The organism is Cyclobacterium roseum (genome assembly GCF_010119225.1).
Taxonomy (GTDB): Bacteria; Bacteroidota; Bacteroidia; order Cytophagales; family Cyclobacteriaceae; genus Cyclobacterium; species Cyclobacterium roseum.
This window is the reverse complement of sequence record NZ_WNKF01000001.1, coordinates 104,786-127,074: the sequence shown is the minus strand read 5'-3', so window position 1 is coordinate 127,074 and position 22,289 is coordinate 104,786. Positions and strand designations below refer to the sequence as shown.

At 46.4% G+C, this 22,289-nt stretch carries 20 protein-coding genes; 7 read left to right on the top strand and 13 right to left on the bottom strand.

The window, feature by feature from the left end; all coding sequences use genetic code 11:
• The first annotated feature begins 1 nt into the window (after position 1).
• Positions 2-1,204, top strand: coding sequence for an efflux RND transporter periplasmic adaptor subunit (locus GJQ68_RS00450; protein WP_162415348.1), 1,203 nt, complete (start codon positions 2-4; stop codon positions 1,202-1,204).
• Here the strand turns inward: GJQ68_RS00450 and GJQ68_RS00445 are convergent.
• Complete coding sequence (locus GJQ68_RS00445; RefSeq protein ID WP_162415347.1) at positions 1,201-1,608, bottom strand: DUF779 domain-containing protein; 408 nt, start codon at positions 1,606-1,608, stop codon at positions 1,201-1,203. The genes GJQ68_RS00450 and GJQ68_RS00445 overlap by 4 nt on opposite strands.
• A gap of 74 nt (positions 1,609-1,682) precedes the next feature.
• Complete coding sequence (locus GJQ68_RS00440) at positions 1,683-3,209, bottom strand: aldehyde dehydrogenase family protein (RefSeq protein ID WP_162415346.1); 1,527 nt, start codon at positions 3,207-3,209, stop codon at positions 1,683-1,685.
• A gap of 189 nt (positions 3,210-3,398) precedes the next feature.
• On the opposite strand from GJQ68_RS00440, the gene GJQ68_RS00435 reads away from it, so the two are divergent.
• Both GJQ68_RS00435 and GJQ68_RS00430 read left to right on the top strand, forming a co-directional pair.
• Positions 3,399-4,322, top strand: a complete 924-nt coding sequence (locus GJQ68_RS00435) for an AraC family transcriptional regulator (protein ID WP_162415345.1) — start codon at positions 3,399-3,401, stop codon at positions 4,320-4,322.
• 170 nt (positions 4,323-4,492) lie between these two features.
• On the top strand, positions 4,493-6,790 hold the full coding sequence (locus GJQ68_RS00430; RefSeq protein ID WP_162415344.1) for a hypothetical protein: 2,298 nt from the start codon (positions 4,493-4,495) through the stop codon (positions 6,788-6,790).
• Positions 6,791-6,808: 18 nt separating this feature from the next.
• On the opposite strand, the gene GJQ68_RS00425 is transcribed toward GJQ68_RS00430, so the two are convergent.
• Entirely contained in the window at positions 6,809-7,156 is a 348-nt protein-coding gene (locus GJQ68_RS00425; RefSeq protein WP_162415343.1) for a type II toxin-antitoxin system PemK/MazF family toxin, read from the bottom strand.
• Complete coding sequence (locus GJQ68_RS00420; protein ID WP_162415342.1) at positions 7,146-7,376, bottom strand: hypothetical protein; 231 nt, start codon at positions 7,374-7,376, stop codon at positions 7,146-7,148. Before GJQ68_RS00420 ends, GJQ68_RS00425 begins: the two co-directional genes overlap by 11 nt.
• A gap of 1,209 nt (positions 7,377-8,585) precedes the next feature.
• On the opposite strand from GJQ68_RS00420, the gene GJQ68_RS00415 reads away from it, so the two are divergent.
• Positions 8,586-9,449: a hypothetical protein gene (locus GJQ68_RS00415; RefSeq protein WP_202927849.1), complete on the top strand. Its 864-nt coding sequence runs from the start codon at positions 8,586-8,588 to the stop codon at positions 9,447-9,449.
• 178 nt (positions 9,450-9,627) lie between these two features.
• Here the strand turns inward: GJQ68_RS00415 and GJQ68_RS00410 are convergent, their stop codons facing one another.
• From GJQ68_RS00410 to GJQ68_RS00385, 6 genes are all read right to left on the bottom strand, one after another.
• Positions 9,628-10,095 (bottom strand): DUF1569 domain-containing protein, encoded by a 468-nt coding sequence (locus GJQ68_RS00410; protein WP_162415341.1) that lies wholly within the window; start codon positions 10,093-10,095, stop codon positions 9,628-9,630.
• 99 nt (positions 10,096-10,194) lie between these two features.
• A complete protein-coding gene (locus tag GJQ68_RS00405) occupies positions 10,195-11,574 on the bottom strand; it encodes a serine hydrolase (protein WP_162415340.1) in 1,380 nt (459 codons plus the stop codon).
• 246 nt (positions 11,575-11,820) lie between these two features.
• Positions 11,821-13,014, bottom strand: a complete 1,194-nt coding sequence (locus tag GJQ68_RS00400) for a hybrid sensor histidine kinase/response regulator (protein WP_162415339.1) — start codon at positions 13,012-13,014, stop codon at positions 11,821-11,823.
• Positions 13,015-13,018: 4 nt separating this feature from the next.
• Positions 13,019-14,284, bottom strand: a complete 1,266-nt coding sequence (locus GJQ68_RS00395; RefSeq protein WP_162415338.1) for a PAS domain-containing sensor histidine kinase — start codon at positions 14,282-14,284, stop codon at positions 13,019-13,021.
• Between the two features lie 605 nt (positions 14,285-14,889).
• Complete coding sequence (locus GJQ68_RS00390; protein ID WP_162415337.1) at positions 14,890-15,057, bottom strand: hypothetical protein; 168 nt, start codon at positions 15,055-15,057, stop codon at positions 14,890-14,892.
• Positions 15,058-15,170: 113 nt separating this feature from the next.
• Positions 15,171-17,882 (bottom strand): cation-transporting P-type ATPase, encoded by a 2,712-nt coding sequence (locus tag GJQ68_RS00385; protein ID WP_162415336.1) that lies wholly within the window; start codon positions 17,880-17,882, stop codon positions 15,171-15,173.
• 267 nt (positions 17,883-18,149) lie between these two features.
• On the opposite strand from GJQ68_RS00385, the gene GJQ68_RS00380 reads away from it, so the two are divergent.
• Positions 18,150-18,419 carry a ribbon-helix-helix domain-containing protein gene (locus tag GJQ68_RS00380; protein ID WP_162415335.1) on the top strand — a complete coding sequence of 90 codons (270 nt, stop codon included), beginning with the start codon at positions 18,150-18,152 and terminating at the stop codon, positions 18,417-18,419.
• Entirely contained in the window at positions 18,412-18,702 is a 291-nt protein-coding gene (locus GJQ68_RS00375) for a type II toxin-antitoxin system RelE/ParE family toxin (RefSeq protein WP_162415334.1), read from the top strand. Before GJQ68_RS00380 ends, GJQ68_RS00375 begins: the two co-directional genes overlap by 8 nt.
• Here the strand turns inward: GJQ68_RS00375 and GJQ68_RS23595 are convergent.
• Positions 18,693-19,133, bottom strand: coding sequence for a DUF433 domain-containing protein (locus tag GJQ68_RS23595; protein ID WP_317174406.1), 441 nt, complete (start codon positions 19,131-19,133; stop codon positions 18,693-18,695). The two genes, GJQ68_RS00375 and GJQ68_RS23595, sit on opposite strands and share 10 nt — an antisense overlap.
• A 400-nt stretch (positions 19,134-19,533) precedes the next feature.
• Between GJQ68_RS23595 and GJQ68_RS00365 the strand changes: the two genes are divergently transcribed.
• A complete protein-coding gene (locus GJQ68_RS00365) occupies positions 19,534-20,115 on the top strand; it encodes an META domain-containing protein (RefSeq protein ID WP_162415333.1) in 582 nt (193 codons plus the stop codon).
• Between the two features lie 15 nt (positions 20,116-20,130).
• Here GJQ68_RS00365 and GJQ68_RS00360 read toward each other — a convergent pair whose 3' ends face one another.
• Both GJQ68_RS00360 and GJQ68_RS00355 read right to left on the bottom strand, forming a co-directional pair.
• Positions 20,131-20,373 (bottom strand): ribbon-helix-helix domain-containing protein, encoded by a 243-nt coding sequence (locus GJQ68_RS00360; protein ID WP_162415332.1) that lies wholly within the window; start codon positions 20,371-20,373, stop codon positions 20,131-20,133.
• Positions 20,374-20,532: 159 nt separating this feature from the next.
• A complete protein-coding gene (locus GJQ68_RS00355) occupies positions 20,533-22,191 on the bottom strand; it encodes a DUF5060 domain-containing protein (protein WP_162415331.1) in 1,659 nt (552 codons plus the stop codon).
• Positions 22,192-22,289 lie beyond the last annotated feature (98 nt).

Here is a 22,289-nt window from a genome sequence, read left to right as displayed (position 1 = left end):
ATTGAGTAAAACGAGAACGCCAGCCGGAGAGCTGAATATCAAACTATCGAATCTTTTCCTCCTATTACTACTTTTGAGCGGATTGATGGCTTGCAAGGAGGATACACGTACCACGGAAAGAAACGAGGAATCCATGGAACACAGGGAAGCAACGGTAGAGTTGACACCGGAACAAGAGGTGATTACGGGAATACGTCGTGGAACCTTTATCAAACAACCCCTGACCAACCTGGTGAAAGCACCCGGATTCATTGACTCCCCTCCCCAGTACAAAGCCACCATCAACTCCTTTACCACGGTCTTTGTCGAAAAGATCCACTTTATCGTAGGCGATCCGGTGAACAAAGGCCAGGTAGTAATCACTGCTTCCAGCCCTGAATTTGTATCCATGCAGCAGGAATACCTGGAAACCCTCAGCAGCCTCGCCAGCCTGGAAAGCGACTTTGAACGAAAACAAAGCTTGCGGGAGGATAACATCTCTTCCCAAAAAGAACTAGAAGAAGCCCGGGCGGCATTTCAGGCAGCCAGGTCCAAAAAATCCGCCCTGCAAAACAACCTGAAACTGATGGGAGCGGATATTTCTTCCCTGGAACAGGGTACCCTGCAGTCAAAAGTGCTTTTAAAAAGCCCGATTTCGGGTAAAATTTCCGCTTTGCAAACATCTGTCGGGCAGCACAGTGCGCCGCATGAGGTGTTGATGGAGGTGATCAACAGTGAACACCTGCATGTGGAGATGAAAGTATTGGAACAGGATATTCCCAGGGTGATGGAGGGCCAGGCGGTGACCTTTACCTTACCTGATTTTAAAGAGCAATTGTTTTACGGACACGTTTACCGAAAAGGAAACACCATAGATCCCAAAGGCCGTTTTGTACAGGTGCATGCGCACTTGGATACTGAAAATGATTCCTTCCTGCCGGGAATGTATATCAATAGCTATATTGTAGTGAACCAGGACTCTGTATGGACGGTACCTTCCGGGTCTATTGTCCATGAAGGAAGCGAAACTTTTCTTTTTGTATTACAGGATAGCAAGCAGGAAGGGAAAGTATATCAAAGAAAGCAGGTCCGAACCGGAATCGAAGCCATGGGCTACACCGCCATCATGAACCCAGACGAAGCCCTATTTAAAGATAGTGTGGTGGTGGCGGGCACCTATTATTTGTCCAATGCACTGAACGAATCCGGAGGGCACGACAACTAAATCGAACCTTCTTCCATCAGTTCTTCTCCTGTTTTCACCGGCAGTAAATGGGGCAGCTCTTCTTCAGTAAACAGCCGGGAGCGGATCAAAAATCGAATTCCCAAAGGAATTTCCAAGGAAAAGCTACTTCCCCTTCCCGGAGTAATATCCAATGTCAACTGGGTGTGTTTCCAGTATTCAAACTGATCTGCATTCATAAAAAAATCGCATCCGTGCACCTTGCCCATCCAAACATCCTGAGAACCTACTTTAAAATCTCCTTTCTCGAAACACATGGGAGCTGAACCATCACAGCAACCGCCACTTTGATGAAACATCAAATCCGAACCATACTGGTTTCTCAATTGATCAATTACTTCTTTGGCTTTTTCTGTGACCAGAACACGTGGAACCTTGGCTTTCATTTTTATGGTTTGGTTAATTTGGGAATTTGAAAAACAATGACCGCCCCCATAAGGAGCGGCCCTTGTATCAGGAATTAAAAGAAACCCAACTTATTTTTATCATATGAGATGAGCATGTTTTTGGTCTGCCGGTAATGGTCCAGCATCATCAGGTGATTTTCCCTTCCGAAACCGGACTTTTTATACCCTCCAAAGGGAGCATGTGCCGGATAGGCATGGTAGCAGTTGACCCATACCCGGCCTGCTTTGATAGCCCGAGGTATTTGGTAAAGTTCATGGGCATCCCTGGACCACAGTCCGGCTCCCAGGCCGTACATGGTATCATTGGCAATTTCTATGGCTTCTTCGGTAGTTTTAAAGGTAGTCACCGAGGTCACCGGACCGAAGATTTCCTCCTGAAAAACCCGCATTTTGTTATGCCCCTTAAATATGGTGGGCTGTATGTAAAAGCCATTTTCCAAGCCAGAATTCAGGCTGGCCTTATCTCCGCCACACAACACTTCGGCACCTTCCTGCTTTCCAATATCGAGATAAGAGAGGATTTTCTCAAACTGATCATTGGAGGCCTGCGCCCCCATCATGGTATCTTCTGCCAGGGGATGACCCATTTTAATGGCTTTGGTGCGCTCCACCACCTTCTCCATAAATGCATCGTAAATGTCCTCGTGTACCAAAATCCTGGAGGGGCAGGTGCAGACCTCGCCCTGATTCAAGGCAAACATCACCGCTCCTTCTACTGCCTTATCGAAGAAGGCATCGTCTGCGTCGGCCACCGATTTCATAAAGATGTTAGGTGATTTTCCGCCCAATTCCATGGTCACGGGAATGAGGTTTTCGGAGGCATATTGCATGATCAGCCTTCCGGTGGTCGTTTCTCCGGTAAAGGCCACCTTGGCCACACGGGTAGACGTAGCCAGCGGTTTTCCGGCTTCCGGACCGAAACCGGTCACCACGTTCAATACGCCCGGAGGCAGTACCTCACCGATCAGGTCCATCAAGACCATAATGCTGGTCGGGGTCTGCTCGGCCGGCTTTACCACGGTACAACAGCCGGCTGCCAGGGCCGGAGCGATTTTCCAGGTAGCCATTAGCAAAGGGAAATTCCAGGGAATGATTTGACCCACTACTCCCAGGGGCTCGTGCAAAGCAATACTTACTGTATTTTCATCGTGCTCGGAAATGCTACTCTCGTCAGCTCGGATTACACCGGCAAAATACCTGAAATGATCTACCACCAGGGGCAAATCCGCTGCTCTTGTTTCCCGGAGAGCTTTTCCATTGTCCATGGTCTCTACCCTGGCCAGCATTTCCAGGTTTGCCTCTACCACATCAGCGATTTTATTCAGCACCCTGCTTCGCTCTGCCGGGGAGGTTTTGGACCAGGAGGGGAAAGCCTGGTGAGCGGCATCCAATGCCTTGTCAATGTCCTGCTTGTTGCCCCTGGCGGCCCTGGATAAAATGCTGCCATCTACGGGAGAGCTGTTGTCAAAATAGTCGCCGGATGCGGGAGCGACCCACTCCCCACCGATAAAGTGATCGTATTTTTCTCTTACCTTAGGCCTGTCTACAGGCTTTGATTGTGAAATTGTTTCTGTTGACATAAAATAGTTATTTTGAGTTTATCCAAATGTCACCAATTACTTTTTCAAAAAATCCACCTGAAATCTCATTCTATCCACCTGAAAAGCCTTTCAGCCATAACAATCCAAGCCGATCCGTCGTTTTTAAATCCAACAGCCTATGAAAAAACACCAAAATTCCGTATCTTAATTGGATTATTGACTGGCAAAATGGCACTTAAACCCTTAGCAACCAACGCTCCCTGGAGGGATGAACGGGATCTGAAATCCCTGGTGGAAAACAGAACCACCTATACCCTCAATAATTGCGAATTAAATATTTTTGAAACCCACCAGAAGGCCTCTGATGTCAACCTCAGTTTTGGCGATTTGGTACTGACGACCATGCTCAAAGGGAAAAAAGTCATGCACCTGTTTGACAAGCCAGGTTTTGATTACCTGCCAGGGGAGTCCGTCATCGTGCCGCCCCACGAATTGATGAAAATAGATTTTCCAGAAGCCCAATGGGACAATCCCACCCAATGCATCGCTTTGTCCATTTCCAGGGAGATGATTGAAAATACCTTTCAACTTCTGAATGAAAAATTTCCGGAAAAAATCTGGCAACAGGAATGGGGCCTGGACCTAAATTATTTTCATCTAATCAATTCCCGTGATTTATCAGGGGTAATCAATCGCTTTATCAACATCGGCGTAAAAGAAAGATCCCGGGAGAAGGACCTGATCGCCTCCCTGGCATTGAAGGAATTGCTGATTCGTTTGTCACAAACCCAAGCCAGGGACATCCTTGAAAAAACGTACCGAATCCACTCTGACTCCAATCGGATGGCCCATGTGGTTCAGTTTATCAAAGCTAATATCAGGGAAAACCTTAGCCTGGATCAGTTGAGTGATAAAGCCTGTATGAGCAAAGCCCATTTTTCCCGATCATTTAAGAAAGAGCTGGGCATCAGTCCTATGGAATACATCCTGGACCAACGCCTGAGCCTAGCCGCAACTTATCTGAAGCAAGGCCTGACACAGGTGCAGGAAGTTTGCTTTATGGCTGGCTTCAATAATGTCACGTATTTTATCAGAGCGTTCAAAAACCGTTTTGGAAAAACCCCAAAAGCCTATCAGAATACTCTGCCTTAAGTAATTTTTTCTGAATTTTACCTTTCTTGCATCCAGTTGCACCGGTTCTGATTCACCTACCGGTAGCCACCGTCTATCAGGATTCGGGTCTTCCGAATGGCCCTTTTCTGAAAGAAGTGGTATAGGTTATAGAGCGCATCGTCGCAGACCCAATCACAAAAATTTATTCCATGATTCAATCGCTGAAATTCTATTCTTTTGGTCTTCTTTTATCTGTCTTTGTTTTACCCCTGGCAGCCCAGCAAACCCTCTGGGAACCGGTAGCCGATAAGGTATTCCTCCAGGAAAAAAGTGAAATCCTTACTACCCCATCGGCCGTCACACAGGTAGCCATTTTGTCTGGCCGTTCCTATGCCGTTTTGGATGGAAAGCTTCAGGAATTAAAATCGAATGGACTCCAGCCTGTACCCGGAAGTCCGGCGGGAATAAGCAAGTTGGAGGTATTGGACCATTCGGCCTGGGTGATGGCTTCCTCCGGATTTTACCGCTTTGCCGACAATTCCTGGGAAAAAATCAGTGATGACAACTTTGTGGATGTCTGCCTGCATCTGGGCAAGGTCCATGCGGCCACCCGGGATGCCATATATGTATATGAACAAGGAAAATTGACCGATATTGAGCCCAAAGGGGGCTACCTGTCCAGTGACGTGACCATGCTGATGGAAGACGGCACCCAGCTACTGGCCGATCCGGTGAAATTGGGTCCCATCACCTCCATTGCCAGTTACAGCGGTACCCTGCATGTCCTTCGACCCGGGCAACTGGTGCAGCTTTCCGGCAAGGTAGTCAACGAGCACCTGATCGACTGGGGCAATCTACCCTCCAAAAATACTGGTGAATTGCTTTCCATGGGCAGCAGGCTGTTTATCAGCACGGACCGGGGATTAGGCGTTCTCCGGGGTGCTTCCCTGCAATCCATCCAGGGAGAAGATGGGCTTCCTGTGGAAGAAACCCGGCAATTGGTACAAGGGTTTGACCGGGATGTATGGATCGGCACGCCCAGAGGAGCGATACGGATGTTGAACGAGGACTGGCATTATTTCGGTGCCGATCACTGGCTGCCGGACAATCGGGTCAACGACATAGCCGTGGCCGAAAACGAAGTACTGGTGGCCACGGAAGGCGGCATTGGGATTATCCGCTACGAACCGTTTACCCTGAGGAAAAAGGCTGACCACTACGAATACTGGTTGGAAAATTGGGGCCATAAGCGCATGGGCTTTATTCACACCATCCGCGATTACCAAGGCGAATGGGTACGTGAAATCAGTGATAACGACGGTGCCCATACGGCCACCTACCTTTCAGCCATGAGTTATAAATACGCCGTAACAGGCGAAGAAGCCGCGCGCAATGAGGCGGTGGATGCTTTCCAGGCCATGTTGTGGCTGGAACGGATCACGCCAATTGATGGCCTGATCGCCCGCTCCATCTGGTCTCGCAAAGGAGATAAAGGCGCCATGGGGCAACGGGGTTCCGGCGGCCTGCCAGCCAAATGGAATGCCACGGCAGACAGTTTATGGTATTGGAAAGGAGATGCCTCCAGCGACGAGATCATCGCGCATTTCTACAGCGTTTCCTTGTTTCATGATCTGGCAGCCGAAGGCAAAGAAAAAGAACTGGCCAAAGAACACATGCGCCGCATCGCCGGATACATCATGGAAAACAACTGGGTGCTGATCGATTCCGATGGGCAACCCACCCGCTGGGGGCGCTGGAATCCGGAGTACCTGCTCCGCCCCTATGGCTGGTCCGACCGGGGCGTGAATGGGCTGGAAGCATTGGCTTTTTCCTATTCCACCTATGCCCTGACCGGGGAAGAACGCTTCAAGAAGGGATACCAGCAATTGGTAGACTGGGGCTATGCAGAAAATACCATCAAGCAAAAAAATACCTTCCCTCCTTCCCAGATTGCCCCCTGGGATGACAACCTGGCCTTTGAAGCCTACAATACCTTGCTGCGCTATGAGAAGGATCCCGAAATGCGTTCCATCTACCTGAGAAGCCTGGAGCGTACTTTTGAAATCAAGCGCATGGAGAAGATTCCCTGGTTTAACTTTACATACGCTGCCATGACCGGAAACGATGCGGATTTGGATGCTGCGGTACAACACCTGCGGGAATGGACCCTGGACGCTATCGAACACAATTACCGCAATTCCCACCGGGATGATTTATTTGTGGAAGAGGGCTACACTTCCTATGAAGGCGGGGTAAAAGCCATTTCCCCCCGGGAAGCGGCCGTCACCCGAGGTGCCAGAAGGGCCATTGTCTTGGATGGCGGTCAAAATAGCAAGCGCATCATGGAGCCGGTGGGCTTTATCAGGGATTACTGGATGGGCCGACACTACGGCCTGATCCTGGACCCGGAAGTGAACGATCCCGAATTGTTGGAGGTGGATAAACGTTCAGGGGAAAAAGTGGGAGCGGCGCCTTATGATGGACCGGATCGGCCTGATTTTTTGTAAAATCCTTCGTAGTTAATCTTAGTCAAGATCAAGGACAATACGAATATTTTCCCTAACCTGAACCGTTAATTCATCTGGTAATGTACCTAACCTTTTGGTAAGCCTTCTATTATCTATTGCCCTAACCTGGTCAATCATAATATCACAGGGTTGATTCAGATTTGAAACACCCTTATTCAAATGAACCCTTAAAATCTCCACATCTTCTCGCACGTTTGTTGTGATTGGACAAACAACCGTAGATGGATGAGGGATTTTATTAAGAAGGTTTGTTTGAATGACCAAAACGGGCATTTTCTTTACCGGTTCAGTTCCTATCTGAGGATTCAGGTCTGCAACCCAGATTTCAAATTTCTTAATCGCCATAATCAATGGCTTCAAAATCCTTGAGGATTTCCATCGAATCCGCTTTTACGAGGTTGGATTCAATTTTCAACTTCTTCTCAAGAAGCTGCTTGCGTTGAAATTTATTATAAAAGGCGATTGCTTCATTAATATAACGATTCCTGGGCTGCTTCATTCGCTCACGTATTTTTTCGGTTTCACGAAAAACCAGGTCGTCAATTTTAAGGGATATATTCTTCATAATAAATTTTATATCACAAAAGTATATACTTTTAGTATACCATTCAAGTATTAATTAACCATGCCAACACAACGCGTTTTGGTCAGGGATGTAAATTCCGGACCATGCTGACGTGCACTTTTTAGAAGCAAAATAGCTTGATTGCAGTGTTGGTTGGAAAGTTTCGGTGTAGGACAACAACGCTGTCATTAAGTGGAAAGCCAACACCCCGGCGAACCAAGGCACGAGATATCTATACTTTCGAAATAATACTTCTAGTTTCCTTTTTATCGAAGTCCAACGTTGATTGATCCTAGTGTAGGATCAAAAGTTAGTACCAAAAAGTCGCCCTCCTTTATTACCATTTATCTCTAATCACTGGAACGAAACCGGTATACCAAAGATAATACTCGCAAGAACCAAAAATTACAAACGATGGAATAGAATCATTCCGGAATTAGAGCCGATTTAACGAATTTTACAAATAAACGAAATCCCGTTACACTTTTTTTCATTCAACCAGCTTTTCTAACCTAACGCACAGAATTTCCATATTCCAGCTGCAATTAGCAGTGTACGCCCACATTTAGTTCCGTTTCATACAACCATAAATAAGGCCTTTTTGAATATTAATGGAACACCAATTTGCATTTTACTTATTTAATTATTAATTTGGTTTTAATATAAAAAAAACAAATATAAATCACACTGAAATCTCTTTAGAGTAATTTAAAGTAATAAAATAGTATAAATACCTATTTTATTATGTAGTAATTATTGTTCTTATACATTGTATTTGTGCAATATTTCCAAAGGCTGTTTGACCGTAGTGAACAAAGATTTACGAGAAATTTCGCTGCGGTGCAAGGGAAACAAAAAAGAGTTAAACACATATACCAAGTCGATTTCTTTAAGGAGTCTTCATCATTTTGATCACGAAACCGACAGATCTAAAGTGATGGTCGACTGACTACGGGAACAAACCAGGGATCGGCAGCTACCAGGCCGTCTGAGTGAACCGGATAGCACTAAAAGAAATCCAATCGTTGTGCGGAAATTAATCGAACGGAAAATAGACAGAAAGGCTACGATTATTTCATATCAAACCGTATATGTAGACTATTTCCAGGTATAAACAAGTAAAAGCAATCATTTCAATCAAAAAAGCCTATGAAAATAATAGATTCCAAAATCCATTAATTTATCCAACCACAATTAAATCCCAGTACTATGAAAAAACTAACTTATTTCTCTGTTGTAGCCGTATTGTTTGCGTCATGCGAGGCTACGTTTGAAGACCCAACTCAAGAAAAATTGGTTCTAATTGAGAGCAAAATTGCGGGCCCCAATTCGGTGTTCTCGCTAGATTTCAGTGACCCGTCGGATGTGGCTGACAATACCGCAGGAACAGCCGGCTGGGTGCTCGATAGGTACAATCCGTCATTGGGTTACCCACCCGTTTCCTTTACGCAGGATATCTTTGATGGCGAGGAGATGCTACGTATCAATATCAGTGAAACCGGTCCAACCTCGGGGTTTTATGGGTATCAGGGAAAAAAATATCAAAATGCCGGTGGCACCTACTGGAACACGGATGCAAATTCCTTTTTTTCCTATTCTTTCTATATCGACCCTTCCTGGGAATCGGATGGAGTTCCTCAACAAACTGGTGTTTGGCCTGTTTTAGGTAATGCATACGGAAGCATTAGTGCCTATCCGATATTGGAGTACCAGGACAGCGATGCTAACGATAACGGCGTAGCCGGATTTAGGGTATATGTTTACATTTTAGATGATGAAGGCAAACCTAAACCCATATGGGTATATCTAGGTCTTCCTAAACAGCTCAGCATTGACGCTGAAGTAGGTGGTTGGGTAACAATAGACGCTCAACTGCATAAAACAGAAAACGGTTCGGCATTAAAGTGGCGAATAAATAATCGACTCGTTGCAGATGAAAGGGGATACAATGTCTTTTCTCCAAGTACTCAATTTTTAGAATTCATCTTCAATAGTCCTAATTTTGGAAACGACCAGGATTACTATTACGACGATATCGTCCTAACGAAGCCTGGATCAGCAGGGAAAAAATAATCCGTGAATTCCTATCTACATTAAAATGGGGTGCGATTACACCCCATTTTATTTTTTTTACCCAATTTTCCCATTAATGAATTGGCTCTAAAAAAACCTGCGTGAAATTCAGGTTGAAAACGTCAACAGGGATGGATGGGATGGGATCCAAGCATATTCCATTTAGAACGGTCAATTTTTACGCTTTAGAAACCCCAAATTGCCTCAGGTGGTGGTCCAGGTGCTTGTAAAACATATTGTTCCATTCTTCTTTGGACAATTTACCGACGGACAAGGATTCCCTTCCATCAAAATGGTCTGCTCCCAACGCTACGGTTTTGTGCAAGTACTGGATCAGTCGTGCTTTCTCCTCCTCAAAATCCCGCTCATCTGCGACGATAAACGCCGGAGCTGTCCAAACATTCTTCTTGTAAGGGGTTTCGTTCACCACCATTTTTTTGACAAAGGCTTTGAGGATCAATCCCATAAAAAAATTGGGTTTGGGATGCTTGTTTTCATAAGCCATCTCATAGGTGACGTTGCAATGCGCCAACATTTGAGCCACACTCATTTTTCCCCATTGCGGCTGGGTACTGGGTGTCAGGGAGTCAATCCGCCGGATCAGCTCCGCTGTTACTTCTTTGTCGAAAATAGTGGGAAAAGCCATATCAAGTTTAATTGGTTTCAATTTAACGTATAAGGGTACCGACCCACAAATCAAGCCGCACAACTCGCATTAAAATACCTGAAAAACAACAGAAATTCACTAATCTACCTTCTTGCCAGGCATTTTTTGTCCACCCTGAAAAAGGGTCAGGCTTTCTACCACACCGTTTTTGCTTTGAAAAGAAATGCTTGCTTCCACCACAGTCAGGTAAAATTTAGTTTGGCTTTCCATAAAAATTTCGAACCGTGGCTGATCGGTACCCTGCACAAACAACTGCTTCCCTTCTTTGGAAATGCTGATCATAAAATCAGGCGTTAACTCGTAAACCCCCACATACCGTTCAAGGATGGATTCCGGTACATCCACGGCCTGATTCTTGGACTTCACGTTCACTAATTGCGAACTTGGATTGAGTAAATGGAAGCCAATATCACTCGAATCCATGGATGAATTGGTAAAAAGAACCACACCAACACCGGTTTCTTTGACGAATCCGGCAAATGTCCTGTAGCCGCCGGTACCCCCACCGTGCCAGATGACATCTCCAAACTTACCACTTCTATAATTCCAAGCCATGCCCACTTTCCTACCTTCCGCTTTGCGGTGCCTGACTTTATGAGATAAGGCCATTGCTTCCTCTAAGGGACTTTCTACGTAACCCAAATTGGCAGCAATAAAGGTCGCCATATCGGAGGTGGAACTTCTGATCGCTCCTGCCCCGGCAAGCGTGGGGATGTCCCAATTTTCAACCACAGTGCCTCCGCTATGTCCTAAGGCAAGATTTTTCTTCATTCGATCCGTCAAGGCGATTCGTGTGTCCTCCATTTCCAATGGATCGGCAATCGTCTGCACCATCAATGCTTCATAGGTATTGTTTTTATTCAGGGCCAGCAGGTGACCCAAAAGTCCCTGGGCAAAATTGGAATACTCGTAATTTGTGCCCGCTCTCCTCCCGGGCTTATAGTCTGAAATAAAAGCATACATCTGATCTACCGTGTAGTCAGCATAAGGATTTTTAGGATTTGATGGGGTAAAATTTTCCGGCATCAAGGGGAATCCAGAGGTATGGTCCGTAAGGTGGCCAAAGGTAATTTCTTCTTCCCCTATCGCAGCGGCTTTTATACCCTCCGGTAAAAAGTTGTTGATCTCATCCTCCAGTTTAAGGTCTCCATCCAGCACTTGTTGGGCCAGCAGGATCCCGGTAAATACTTTGGAAATGGATCCTATTTCATAGACGGTATGCTCATCTACCGCCTTACCATCTTTGGAAGTTTTACCAAAATTATGGTAGGTTATTCCAGCAGAGTCAATTAAAGCAATTGCCATGCTTATCGTGCCCCCATTCGCTATCCGTTTTTCGATGGTGGCTACGACTTCAGGGGGAAGTGTTTTTAGCGTTTTCTTACCCGAAGTAGGCTGACATTGAAAGATTGCAAAAGCTACCAGAAGAATAAAAAGGGTGACCTTAAAGCGGTTCATTGATATTTTAATTTTAAGGGTTCAATTAAAATCTATCCTTCATCCAAAATTTCCCCTCCCTAAATTAATCATTTCAGTCAAGGAATCAAGTAGTTAATGCCATTTTGAATAGTTAATCTAGATTCTTTATCTGGTCGAATACAATATAAACAAATGGATATTTAAATGAAACAATACACCATTTCACGCTAAGACCGCAACGAAACGCTGAGAAGGCAGTGAGAGGCAATCCATGAAACTTGACAATTAGATTGCCCGATTGTCTTCGGGCAAATAAAAGCTGAAGCATGAACCTTCGCCAAATTTGCTCTGCGCCTGAATGATTCCCCCGTGCAACGCTACGATTCGTTTGCAAATAGAAAGTCCTAACCCATTACTTTTTTCCGATCCGGTGGGTAAGGTACTCGTTTTTTGAAAAGCAGAGAAAAGTTTGTCCATGTCGTCCTCGCGAATACCCTGGCCTTGATCAAAAACGCGGAAGTATAGCTGACCTTCCTCCAATTCGACCACCAATCGCACCGTTGTATCCCTGTGCGAATACTTGATTGCATTGCTTAGCAAATTATCCAGAACCTGTTCAACCCGTTGGGGGTCGAAGGTCCACGAATCCGGACCATCGAATTGCAATTCAAGCAGAATGTCTTTCTTCTCCGCAGACCGCCGGTTCAACCGTATCACCTTGTCCAGAAATCCTCTTAAAGGCACTACTTTTTTCTCAAGAACAAGCTGTCCCGTCTCGATTGCAGAAACATCAAGCAAATCGTCAATCAATCGCAGTGATTTCTCAGCTAGCTCATCTATAAGTTTAAGAAACTCTTTCCTTGTTGCGGTATCAGTCGAATCTTCGGCAATCACATCATGGCACATCTTGATGGTTCCAAGGGGCCCTCTGAGATCATGAGCCACCATACCTATCATTTGGTCCTTCTCCTTGTTGAGCTTAGTCAGTTCAATAGTGCGTGCTTTGACCCGCTTCTCGAGATCCTTGTTTGCTTCCTGCAATTGGTTCACAAGCTCCTTATTACGAACAATTAAATTGTGTCGCTCGAAGGCTTCGCGAACGATTGTATCAAGCTCAACGGGATCCCAGGGCTTTGTAATATATCGGAAGATGTTCCCCTCATTAATGGCTTCAATTACCGACTGTATATCAGCATATCCAGTCAACAAAAGGCGAGTTGCCTCCGGATAGTCATTTTTTACTTCATCAAAAAACGCTGAACCGTTCATTCCCGGCATCCGCTGGTCGGAAATAATGACCTGAATTGATTGTATTTTCATCAATTCCAGACCCTCCTTTGCATTGTGGGCGATATGAACCTGGTAATTTCTACGAAATTGCCGTCTCAATGAACTGAGTATCGAAGGTTCATCGTCAATGATTAGTAAGTTGTTGTCCTTGTCACTATTTTTATCGATTTCAGTGCTATTTTCATTCATGAGTTCATGCGTTTTTAGGTAAACTGATGGTGAAGGAGGTTCCTTTTCCAACTTCACTGTCCACGGTGATTTTTCCATTATGGCCATCTGAAATAATCTTGTAGGCAATCGACAGTCCCAAACCCGTCCCTTCGCCTACTGGCTTTGTCGTAAAAAAAGGATTGAAGATTTTCTCTTGAGTAGCCGCATCCATCCCGATACCATTGTCCGTAAAGGTCAAAACCAATGCATCTGTCGTTTCTGAACCTTTAATTTCGAGGCGGCCATCCTCTTTCACCGCCTGAGCCGCATTCATGATCAGGTTAAGGAAAACCTGATTCAATTCAGACGGGCGGCATTTAATCGGGGAGAGATCATTAAGCTGACAGTCGATCACCAAACGATTCCTAACAACGGACCCTGCAATCTCCAGCGTACTCTCGATGCACTCTTTCATTGATGCAACCTTCTCTTCTGCTTCATCCAGCCGGGAGAAATTTCGCAGGCTCCCAACTATACCCTTGACTCTCTTCAACCCATCGATTGAACTATTAATCAAATCATCAAGATCCTCCGAGATAAAGTCCACATCTGCCTCCTGGCTAAGTTTCCTGGCCAATGCTTTCAAATCCTCATTGCCAGAGGCATCAACAGCCGTATTTAATTGTTCATAAGCACCTTTCAGGTCTTCAGCCATCTGTTTGAGCGCATGCATATTGCTTGCAACAAAAGCCACGGGATTATTTATTTCGTGTGCAACCCCGGCCACCATCTGCCCTAATGCGTTCATCTTCTCCGAATGGATCAGCATTGATTGCGTTTCCTTAAGCCTCTCCAGCGTCTTTTCCAGCTCAATCTGCTTGGCGGCCGTTTCCCTACGCGCCTCCTCCCGGTCTGTTACATCGTTTTGAACGCCAACAAAATGAGTAAGCTGGCCCTCTTTGTCGCGAATCGGAGATATGATTAAGTCATTCCAGAAAAAAGTGCCGTCTTTACGGAAATTTTTTATAAGTACCTGGCAGTGGTTACCTGAATCCAGCGCCTCCCGAATAATATACCTGGCTTTCTGATCACGATTTTCACCCTGAAGGAATCGACAGTTCTTGCCCACAACTTCTTCTTCCAGATAACCACTCATTTCACAAAATGCCCGGTTCACATAAATCAACGGCATATCCGGTTTGCGTGCATCCGAAATAGAGATACCGCAACTCGTAGATTCCATGGCTGCATCATGAAGTTCCAGCTCTTGTTGGATAAAATTATAATCCTGGGATTCATGTTTTTTCATAGTCCTTATCCTCTATTATCACCTCAGTATTTTCGAACTTAATTAGATAGTATTTGCTACAATTAAGAAGCCGGTACAAATATCGTAATGATGCTTTCTTAGCTGCAGCATACCCTATCTATCTCTTTCTTTCCATCACCAATAAATTAGCAAATTGCCTGACATACAGGATCAAAATAAAGCTCATTCCAATTAATGTCCACTTTCGTCATAATACCAACCCAAAGTTTGATTGAATTTTTGAACTTCTCACCATAGGAAGAATATCAAATTGTCAAAATATATATCAAGCACCTGATTTACAGTAGGTTTAACCTGTAGAATAAATGTCTTAAAAAATGAACAGAATCAAAGCCTGATAATTTTTTTCTTCCAAAATAGATCTCATGAATTAAATGTGATGCAATTTCACCCCACAATTTTTTAACATGCCAAAGTTATTTTTTCATGAACAATGAGCCCGAAAATAGCTGTTTAAAGCTTTCTGTAACGTTTAAATAACCCAAAAACCAAAGGATTACCCGTAGGTGTAGGCTTGACACCAGGATGGATAGAAAATAAAAAAGCCAATATACAAGCCCATATCACATGTTCAATTTTTATGCTTAGGGAACCCCAAATTGGATCAGGTGCTGGTCCAGGTGCTTGTAAAATAGGTTGTTCCACTCTTGTTTGGACAACTTACCGAAGGACAAGGATTCCCTTCCTTCGAAATGGTCTGCTCCCAACTCCACGGTTTTATGCAAGTACTGAATCAGTGGCTCTTTTTCCACAGCAAAATCCCGCTCATCCGCAATAACTATTGCCAGTGCCGTTTGAACGTTATTCCTTTAAGGCATTTCGTTCACCAGCATCTTTTTAATAAATACTTTGAGGATCAACCCCATTAAAAGGCTTCCGATTCCGTATATTTTCTTCGGATAGTTTTTTCCAGGGACACCAACACAAAGAGGCACACACCTGCACCCAGCACCCTAATCCAGGAATCCAGACCAATGGGGGCCGAGTGGAACAAGGTATTCATCACCGGCGCATGAATGAATACGAGTTGCAGGAGTAGCATGGTGAAGGCACCCACATACACCCATTTATTGGAAAACCAGCCGATTTCCCGGACCGATCTTCGCAAAGAGCGGCAGTTAAACAGGTAGAAGCCTTCCAGCACGATAAATACCGTGGTGGCCACCGTCTGGGCTTCGGCCAGGCTGGCCCCCAGGGACAACTCGTAACGAAATAGCAAAAACGAACTGAGCATCAGCAAGGTCCCGACCAAAAGGGTCCGCATGATCAGGGGAAAGGTAAGGATGGGCTTGTCCGAGGGAACCGGAGGCCGGTCCATGATGCCTTTTTCCTTGGGCTCAAAGGTAAGCATCAATCCCAACAGCACGGCGGTGGTCATATTAATCCAGAGAATTTGAACCGGGGCTAAAGGCAATTGGGTACTAAAGGCAATGCTGGCAAGAATGACCAGGGCCTCTCCCAGGTTGGTCGGAAGGGTCCATACAATAAACTTAGTCAGGTTGTCCAAGACTCCCCTTCCCTCTTCCACAGCGGCCTCTATGGAAGCGAAATTGTCGTCGGTAAGCAACATATCGGAAGCATCCTTGGCGACTTCGGTGCCTGTAATGCCCATGGCAATGCCAATGTTCGCCTGCTTTAAGGCCGGCCCATCGTTTACCCCATCACCGGTCATGGCCACCACCTTGCCACTGGCCTGCAGGGCCTTCACCAGCCGGAGCTTCTGATCCGGGCTGACCCGGGCAAAGACCGCCACCGCTCCGGCCACTTCCTGCAATTGCTCGTCCGAGAATCCCTGCAGTTCCAGCCCGGTAAGGGCCAGGAGTCTTCCGTTTTCGGTTTGTCCACGGATCCCCAGTTGCTCGGCGATGTTGGCTGCGGTAAGGGCATGGTCGCCGGTGATCATTTTTACCTGTATGCCTGCTTGTTGACAGAGGGAGACGGCGTCTACCGCTTCTTTTCTCGGCGGATCAATCATGCCCTGAAGTCCGGTAAAGACCATGCCTTCAGACAGGTCCTGGTGGTCCAGTTGATGTTGGTCGGGGTTGCTCGTTTTAAAGGCAAAGGCCAGGACCCGCAGGCCTTCTGCAGCCATTTGATCGGCGGCCTGCTGAACAGCGGAAAAATCTAGGGGAACGATTTCTCCGGTTTTGTCCAGCGCCCGATCTGCATAGCGGAGCACCGACTCCACCGAACCCTTTAAGAAAATCACCGTCTGATCTTCGTGCCGGTGAAGGCTGCCCATGTATTGGTTTTCGGATTGGAAGGGAACCTCGTCCAGGCGGGGATATTGCAGATCGGTTTGCTGCCGGGTGATGCCGGCTTTTTCGGCGGCACTGATCAGCGCTGCCTCGGTGGGATCGCCTTCCGCTGTCCACCGCCCCCCTTCTTCCACAATGCGGCTATTGGAGCAAAGCAGCCCTGCAGTCAGCACCTGATGCAAGGCCGGCTTTTCAGAAAGATCTACCGCTTGCCCGTAAAAAAGCACGTTTCCTTCCGGATTGTAGCCTATCCCGGTAAGCTCAAAGGCCTCCCCGCCGGCCAGGATTTTTTGAACCGTCATTTGGTTTTCCGTGAGCGTTCCGGTTTTGTCCGAGCAGATCACGTTGGCACTGCCCAGGGTTTCCACGGCCACCAGTTTGCGGATAATGGCCCGCCTTTTGGCCATCTGGGCCACGCCAATGGCCAGCATGATGGTCACCGCTGCCGGAAGGCCCTCGGGTATGGCACCCACCATCAGCGCCACGGCCACCATAAAGGCATCTGCCAGGCTCTCTCCCCGCAGGTAGGCCAGCGCAAGTATCAACAAGGCCAGGCTCAGAATGACCCAAAGTAAGGTATGACTGAATTTTTTGATTTTCAGGGTCAGGGGGGTATCCAGTTCTTCCGCAGAAGCGATGGATTGGTTGATCTTGCCTACCTCTGTGCGGTCCCCGGTAGCCACCACCAGGCCCTTTCCCGTTCCGTAGGTCACCACCGTGGTGGCAAAGCCCATGTTGTGCCGATCCCCGAGCAGGGCATCCCCGTCTGTGGTCTCCGGATTTTTTTCGGTGGCCACCGACTCTCCGGTCAGGGCCGATTCGTCCACCTGCAGGTTTTTGACGGCGAAGAGGCGCAGGTCGGCGGGAATTTTATCCCCCGGCTGCAACAACACAACATCCCCGGGAACCAGGCCCAGGCTGTTTATCTCTGACTGCCTTCCGTCCCGGATAACGGTGGCCCGGGTGCTCATGCTTTTGGACAGCGCATCGATGGCCTTCAGGGCTTTGGTCTCCTGTACATAGCCGATGATGGAGTTGATCAATACCACGGCAAAAATAACGGCGGCATCGGTGTATTCCTCCAGGAACAGGGTAAGGGCTGTAGCGCCCAGCAAAATATAAATCAGGGGTTGGTGAAATTGGAGCAAAAAGCGAACGATGCTGCTCTGGCTTTTTTTGGTGGTAATGCGGTTTTCCCCATACTGCTGCAAACGTGCCTGCACCTCATCGGGCGAAAGGCCCTGTTGCAGGTTGGTTTTCAGCGCTTCTGCTACCTGCTTGTAGCTGTGTGTGTGCCAGTGCTGCTGCTTGTGTTCCATTCCTATTTATATTATCCAAAAGTCAAAAAAACCGATGGTGAATATAACCTAAAAACGGAACGAATCAAACGGATACGCTTTTCTCGGAGGGGGATTCGTTCACGTTCGGATTTACGGTATTCAAAAGCCTTACCGTCTCCCGGCCCGATTGCATACGAAGCGCACAAATACAGGCTAGTTTCCATACCTTCCGATAAACCCATATCTTTCGGCTTCCTTGGGATTACACAAAAAAGATGATAAATTTACAGCATAATTACAGCAGTTATGGGTAGAAAAACAATCGATTTTGGCGAGACCTTAGATCAGTATATTGATTTTGCCGTAAAGCAAGGTGGGTATAAAACCGAAGCTGAATACTTGCGGTATTTGGTTCGGAAAGATGAAGAGCGCAACAGGGCGTTTTTGATTACCAAAGCGGCTGTTCAGGAAGGACTCGAGAGTGGTGTCAGTCCTAAAGTCAGGACCGCAGAAGAAATCGTAACACTTGCCAAGAAAAGAGCGTTGGGAAAAACGGATGTAAACCAGCATGGCTAATTACGTTTTATCTGTCAAGGCAGACGAAGATGTGGATGCTATTGCTGACTACTCTTTAGAGAAATGGGGTGAAAAACAAACCCTTGTTTATATTGAAGAGTTGTTCAACTGCCTGGAAAAAATCGCTATTAGTCCTGAAATTGGGCGAGATGCATCCGAATTTTCCACACACCTTAAACGCTATAACTACAAAGCCCACAGTATTTTTTTTGTACGTTCCGAATCGAAGATACTGATTGTGCGTATTTTAGGGCAGCAACAAGATTTTCAACGTCACTTATAATCGAAATCCCTGGGAGCGTCCACACTAGAAGTAAGCTTAATTTTATGTTCTCTATCAGCTGCGTAGGCAAGACAGGCCTTAATATCATCAACTGTAAGTTCCGGGAAATCGTAAATAATTTCATCCTGGGTCATTCCGGCAGCTAACCATCCAAGGACATCAAATACGGTGATTCTGGTATCCCGTATGCATGGCTTTCCAAATCTTTTGTTTGGATTGCGTTTGATTATTTCCTTATAATCGATCATATCATTATTGCTTTTTACAAAAATACTAAAAATTAGACATACGCCGATTTTTAATTGACAGACCCTGATTTTGTCAAACTTTTCATCCTGAAAGCTCAATGGCCGCTTGTTTTGATCGTTAGCGAGTTCTCCACTCCTCCACACCACCGAATCGGAATACTGCCAGGGACTGATCAATTCCATCCAACCGGACTAGTTCCGGATGCCCTGCTCCTGGTATTCGAAGGCGAAAAAGTGAGGGAAGTGATGTGGAAGCTATTTGTAGCCGGCTTTGGGTGGACGAACTATACCAACTAATTTCAATTTGCTTTATTGCAGGCAATTCCCATGAACAGAATTTTAATAACGTCCCATACGCAGCATATTGCAAATTTCTTTTTAAATTTAGCTTCTTCCCCTTGATGGAGCTGTTTCTTGTAACGTCCCCCATCGTGGGATAATATGTCTGTACAATAGAAGTCGAATCCATTGAATGTTTTTGACGGTAATAAAATGTTGGGCCACTTACTACTTCAAGCCATTTTTTTTTGACGTTGAGACATTTTACGTTCTATTACCGTCTCGATGCTAAATATCGTTGATCATGAGGAATCTCTTGTTTTTAGTATTGGTTATTTTCTTTCTTTCCTGTGAGGAAGACAAAGCCAATCCGTATGTGGTAATACCCTACGAGGTAGAGGAGGTTCAAACCGATCTTTTCCAATCCTGGGGCTTTCTGTACTTTACCGATCGGATAAGGAACAGGCGCGATCACCCACCGGCGGATTTGGTTCGCTTCAGCAGCGAAGGGTTGTTTGGGCGCATTAGGGTGCGTTTCACCAAAAACCCATCAACCCTTTCAGAGGATGAAGGGATGTGGACTTTTCACGGAGCCGGACCTGTCAACGGCTTTGGAGGAGCGTATCAGGTGGATGAGGAAAAGGGTAAAATTTGGTCGAACGGAAGAATTGGCTCAACCTACAAAGGCTCCACTAAGACAATGATGGATTTTGAAGACCGGTATTTTTCCGCCCTTCGGTCGATGCGAAGTTTTTCTATTCACAAAAACCTACTCACGATCCGCTTTGGCGATAGTACCGACGAGATGGTCTTTGCCCAGATTAATCTTCCTGAAACCCAGACGAGTGATGAATTCAAATTAAATCAGCCTTCGCTTCCTCAGTAAGTCTGTAATGGCCCATTATTGATTGCCCAATTCTTTCTTTGATTGTGCAAGGATTTCTTCGGGACTCGTGTTTGTAAAACCACTATGTTCTGCTTTGATAAGTTTCCTGCGTATCCAGTCTATCTGCCTTTGTTGGGCACGTGCTTGTCGGATTAAATCGTTGACGAGCTCACTTTTGCTGGAATACTCTTCACTATCGACCTGGGCTTTGAGCCAATCGTCGTTTGGTTTGGTTAAAGAAATACGCTGTCTTGCCATGGTTTTATTCTTTACTAGAATTGTTGATGCAACAAATACATCCTTTCAGCACCAAAAACAATTCTATCCTAATTTTGTCGTCTACTATATTTCTAAAAAGAATCCGGTCAAATTTTTTCACCTTAAAAGGTAATGCCATTTGTGTTGATTAGTAGCATTTCACCCCTCCTCCACAATCACCACCGAATCGGTGTATTGCCAGGGACTGATCAGCTCCATCCAGCCGGACCAGTTCCGGATGCCCTGCTCCCGGTACTCGCCTGTAAAAATATTGAACCAGGTGATTTTCATCTTTCCACTAGCCGGCTTGGGAAGCACCGCATTGACCCGCTCGCTGTCTTTGGGAATAAACATCAGGTACAAGCCCTCCCCATTGCTTAGCGCATAGCCATTGGTGGCCAGGTTGTCCGTTCCTACCCGGCTATTGGTAGTAATCTTGGGATAGCTGGGTTGCAGCTCGTTGAAGTTGTATCGGGTAAACAGGCCGGCGAGGTGCTTGTAGTAGTCAAACCGCGGCGGCTCAAAATCCTGCCCCTCCGCAAAAGGATCGTGGACCACGATGTTCCAGGAGCTGTTCTGCCAGTAATAGGAACCGTACACCCCGGCAAATACGCATTCGTAGGTCCGCACCAGGCAGGTTTCGGGGCTGGTGTAATTGCCAACAAATGTTTGGTAGGGGCCGATTTCGTAGCCTCCGTGTTCGATGTTGACCACCGGCTTACCGGCATGAACGGCCCTTCCCTGCAGCATCAGGGAATACAGATTGGAACGCCAACTCTGGATGGAAATAAAATCCACCAGCTCCCCGTACCGGGAATTGAATTCGTAATCGTGCACGGTGATCAATCGGTTGTATCGGTCTTTTTCCCGAATCCGGCGAATCCGTTCCTGAATGTAGGGCGGATCGGCCCGCTCGTAATCCAGCGCTTCTTTGGAAACGTCCCAGATCACGTTGGAAAAGGCTTGGTAGCGGTGAATGATGTAGTCAAAATACAGGTTGTCCCCATGGGAGTACATTTCCGGCCAGTTGACCAATTTGTTCCAGACATAGATCATCAGATGGGCATCCAGCCCTTTGCCTTGCATGCTGGCCAGCACCCGGTCCCAATGCTGAAAAAGGTCCAGGTTCAGGCGGCTGAAATCGGGGTTTTCGTTGCTGCCTTCCCATGCGGTATAGGGTGGTTTGCCGTAGAAGTATTTTTCTGGCACGTCGTCGGCCACTCGCCAACCCACATCGTAGGCGTAGATATTTGCCACCACGTGATTGAATCCGTTTGCTTTTACCTGGTCCAGGAGTTGCTCGGTCTTAGGAAGGCCGGATTCGTTGCCGTAGTCCAGGGCAAACAACCAATCCAGTTCAAAGGCCAGCATAAAATGGGGATCGCCGTTCGCATAGGCAAAGGCCTGGGGATTTTCCGGGTCGATGCCCACCGCTCCTTTTTGCCGGGGCCGGGAGTTCGTTTGCACCTGCAGTTCCCCGGTAAGTCCACTGAGTTTGGGTTCGGAGGAATAGGTCACAAAGGTCCAGTTTCCTTCCCCGGCAGCCGAAAAGCGGCTGATCCATTCGTTTCCGCCATTGTAAAAGCCGGTAAGATCTAGGAGCTGCCCATCGGGTCCGGTATAAATGGCCCCGAATGTGATGTCAAAGGGATTATCATCGGGATCAGTTTTGGCAGAAAAGACGATGTCGTTTACCTGCCATTGATCGATTTCCACTAGGGCTCCCTTTCTGAATGGAGAGGTTTGTATTTGCGCACTGGAAAAATACGGGAGTACCAATACCCCAATCAATAGTAGTAGCAACGTTTTCTTTACCATGAATCCTTCCGATATATTTAAAGTAATGAATATTCGCTACTAAATATAAACGATTTTTGATCGGGGGACGAAAATTGCCCCGGTTTTTATTCGGTTGT

Bases quoted from the DNA above. Each gene is read 5' to 3' on its own strand.
- GJQ68_RS00445 (WP_162415347.1), bottom strand. From the start codon at position 1,608: ATGAAAGCCAAGGTTCCACGTGTTCTGGTCACAGAAAAAGCCAAAGAA.
- GJQ68_RS00440 (WP_162415346.1), bottom strand. From the start codon at position 3,209: ATGTCAACAGAAACAATTTCACAATCAAAGCCTGTAGACAGGCCTAAG.
- GJQ68_RS00435 (WP_162415345.1), top strand. From the start codon at position 3,399: ATGGCACTTAAACCCTTAGCAACCAACGCTCCCTGGAGGGATGAACGG.
- GJQ68_RS00430 (WP_162415344.1), top strand. From the start codon at position 4,493: ATGATTCAATCGCTGAAATTCTATTCTTTTGGTCTTCTTTTATCTGTC.
- GJQ68_RS00425 (WP_162415343.1), bottom strand. From the start codon at position 7,156: ATGGCGATTAAGAAATTTGAAATCTGGGTTGCAGACCTGAATCCTCAG.
- GJQ68_RS00420 (WP_162415342.1), bottom strand. From the start codon at position 7,376: ATGAAGAATATATCCCTTAAAATTGACGACCTGGTTTTTCGTGAAACC.
- GJQ68_RS00415 (WP_202927849.1), top strand. From the start codon at position 8,586: ATGAAAAAACTAACTTATTTCTCTGTTGTAGCCGTATTGTTTGCGTCA.
- GJQ68_RS00410 (WP_162415341.1), bottom strand. From the start codon at position 10,095: ATGGCTTTTCCCACTATTTTCGACAAAGAAGTAACAGCGGAGCTGATC.
- GJQ68_RS00405 (WP_162415340.1), bottom strand. From the start codon at position 11,574: ATGAACCGCTTTAAGGTCACCCTTTTTATTCTTCTGGTAGCTTTTGCA.
- GJQ68_RS00400 (WP_162415339.1), bottom strand. From the start codon at position 13,014: ATGAATGAAAATAGCACTGAAATCGATAAAAATAGTGACAAGGACAAC.
- GJQ68_RS00395 (WP_162415338.1), bottom strand. From the start codon at position 14,284: ATGAAAAAACATGAATCCCAGGATTATAATTTTATCCAACAAGAGCTG.
- GJQ68_RS00385 (WP_162415336.1), bottom strand. From the start codon at position 17,882: ATGGAACACAAGCAGCAGCACTGGCACACACACAGCTACAAGCAGGTA.
- GJQ68_RS00380 (WP_162415335.1), top strand. From the start codon at position 18,150: ATGGGTAGAAAAACAATCGATTTTGGCGAGACCTTAGATCAGTATATT.
- GJQ68_RS00375 (WP_162415334.1), top strand. From the start codon at position 18,412: ATGGCTAATTACGTTTTATCTGTCAAGGCAGACGAAGATGTGGATGCT.
- GJQ68_RS23595 (WP_317174406.1), bottom strand. From the start codon at position 19,133: ATGGAATTGATCAGTCCCTGGCAGTATTCCGATTCGGTGGTGTGGAGG.
- GJQ68_RS00365 (WP_162415333.1), top strand. From the start codon at position 19,534: ATGAGGAATCTCTTGTTTTTAGTATTGGTTATTTTCTTTCTTTCCTGT.
- GJQ68_RS00360 (WP_162415332.1), bottom strand. From the start codon at position 20,373: ATGGCAAGACAGCGTATTTCTTTAACCAAACCAAACGACGATTGGCTC.
- GJQ68_RS00355 (WP_162415331.1), bottom strand. From the start codon at position 22,191: ATGGTAAAGAAAACGTTGCTACTACTATTGATTGGGGTATTGGTACTC.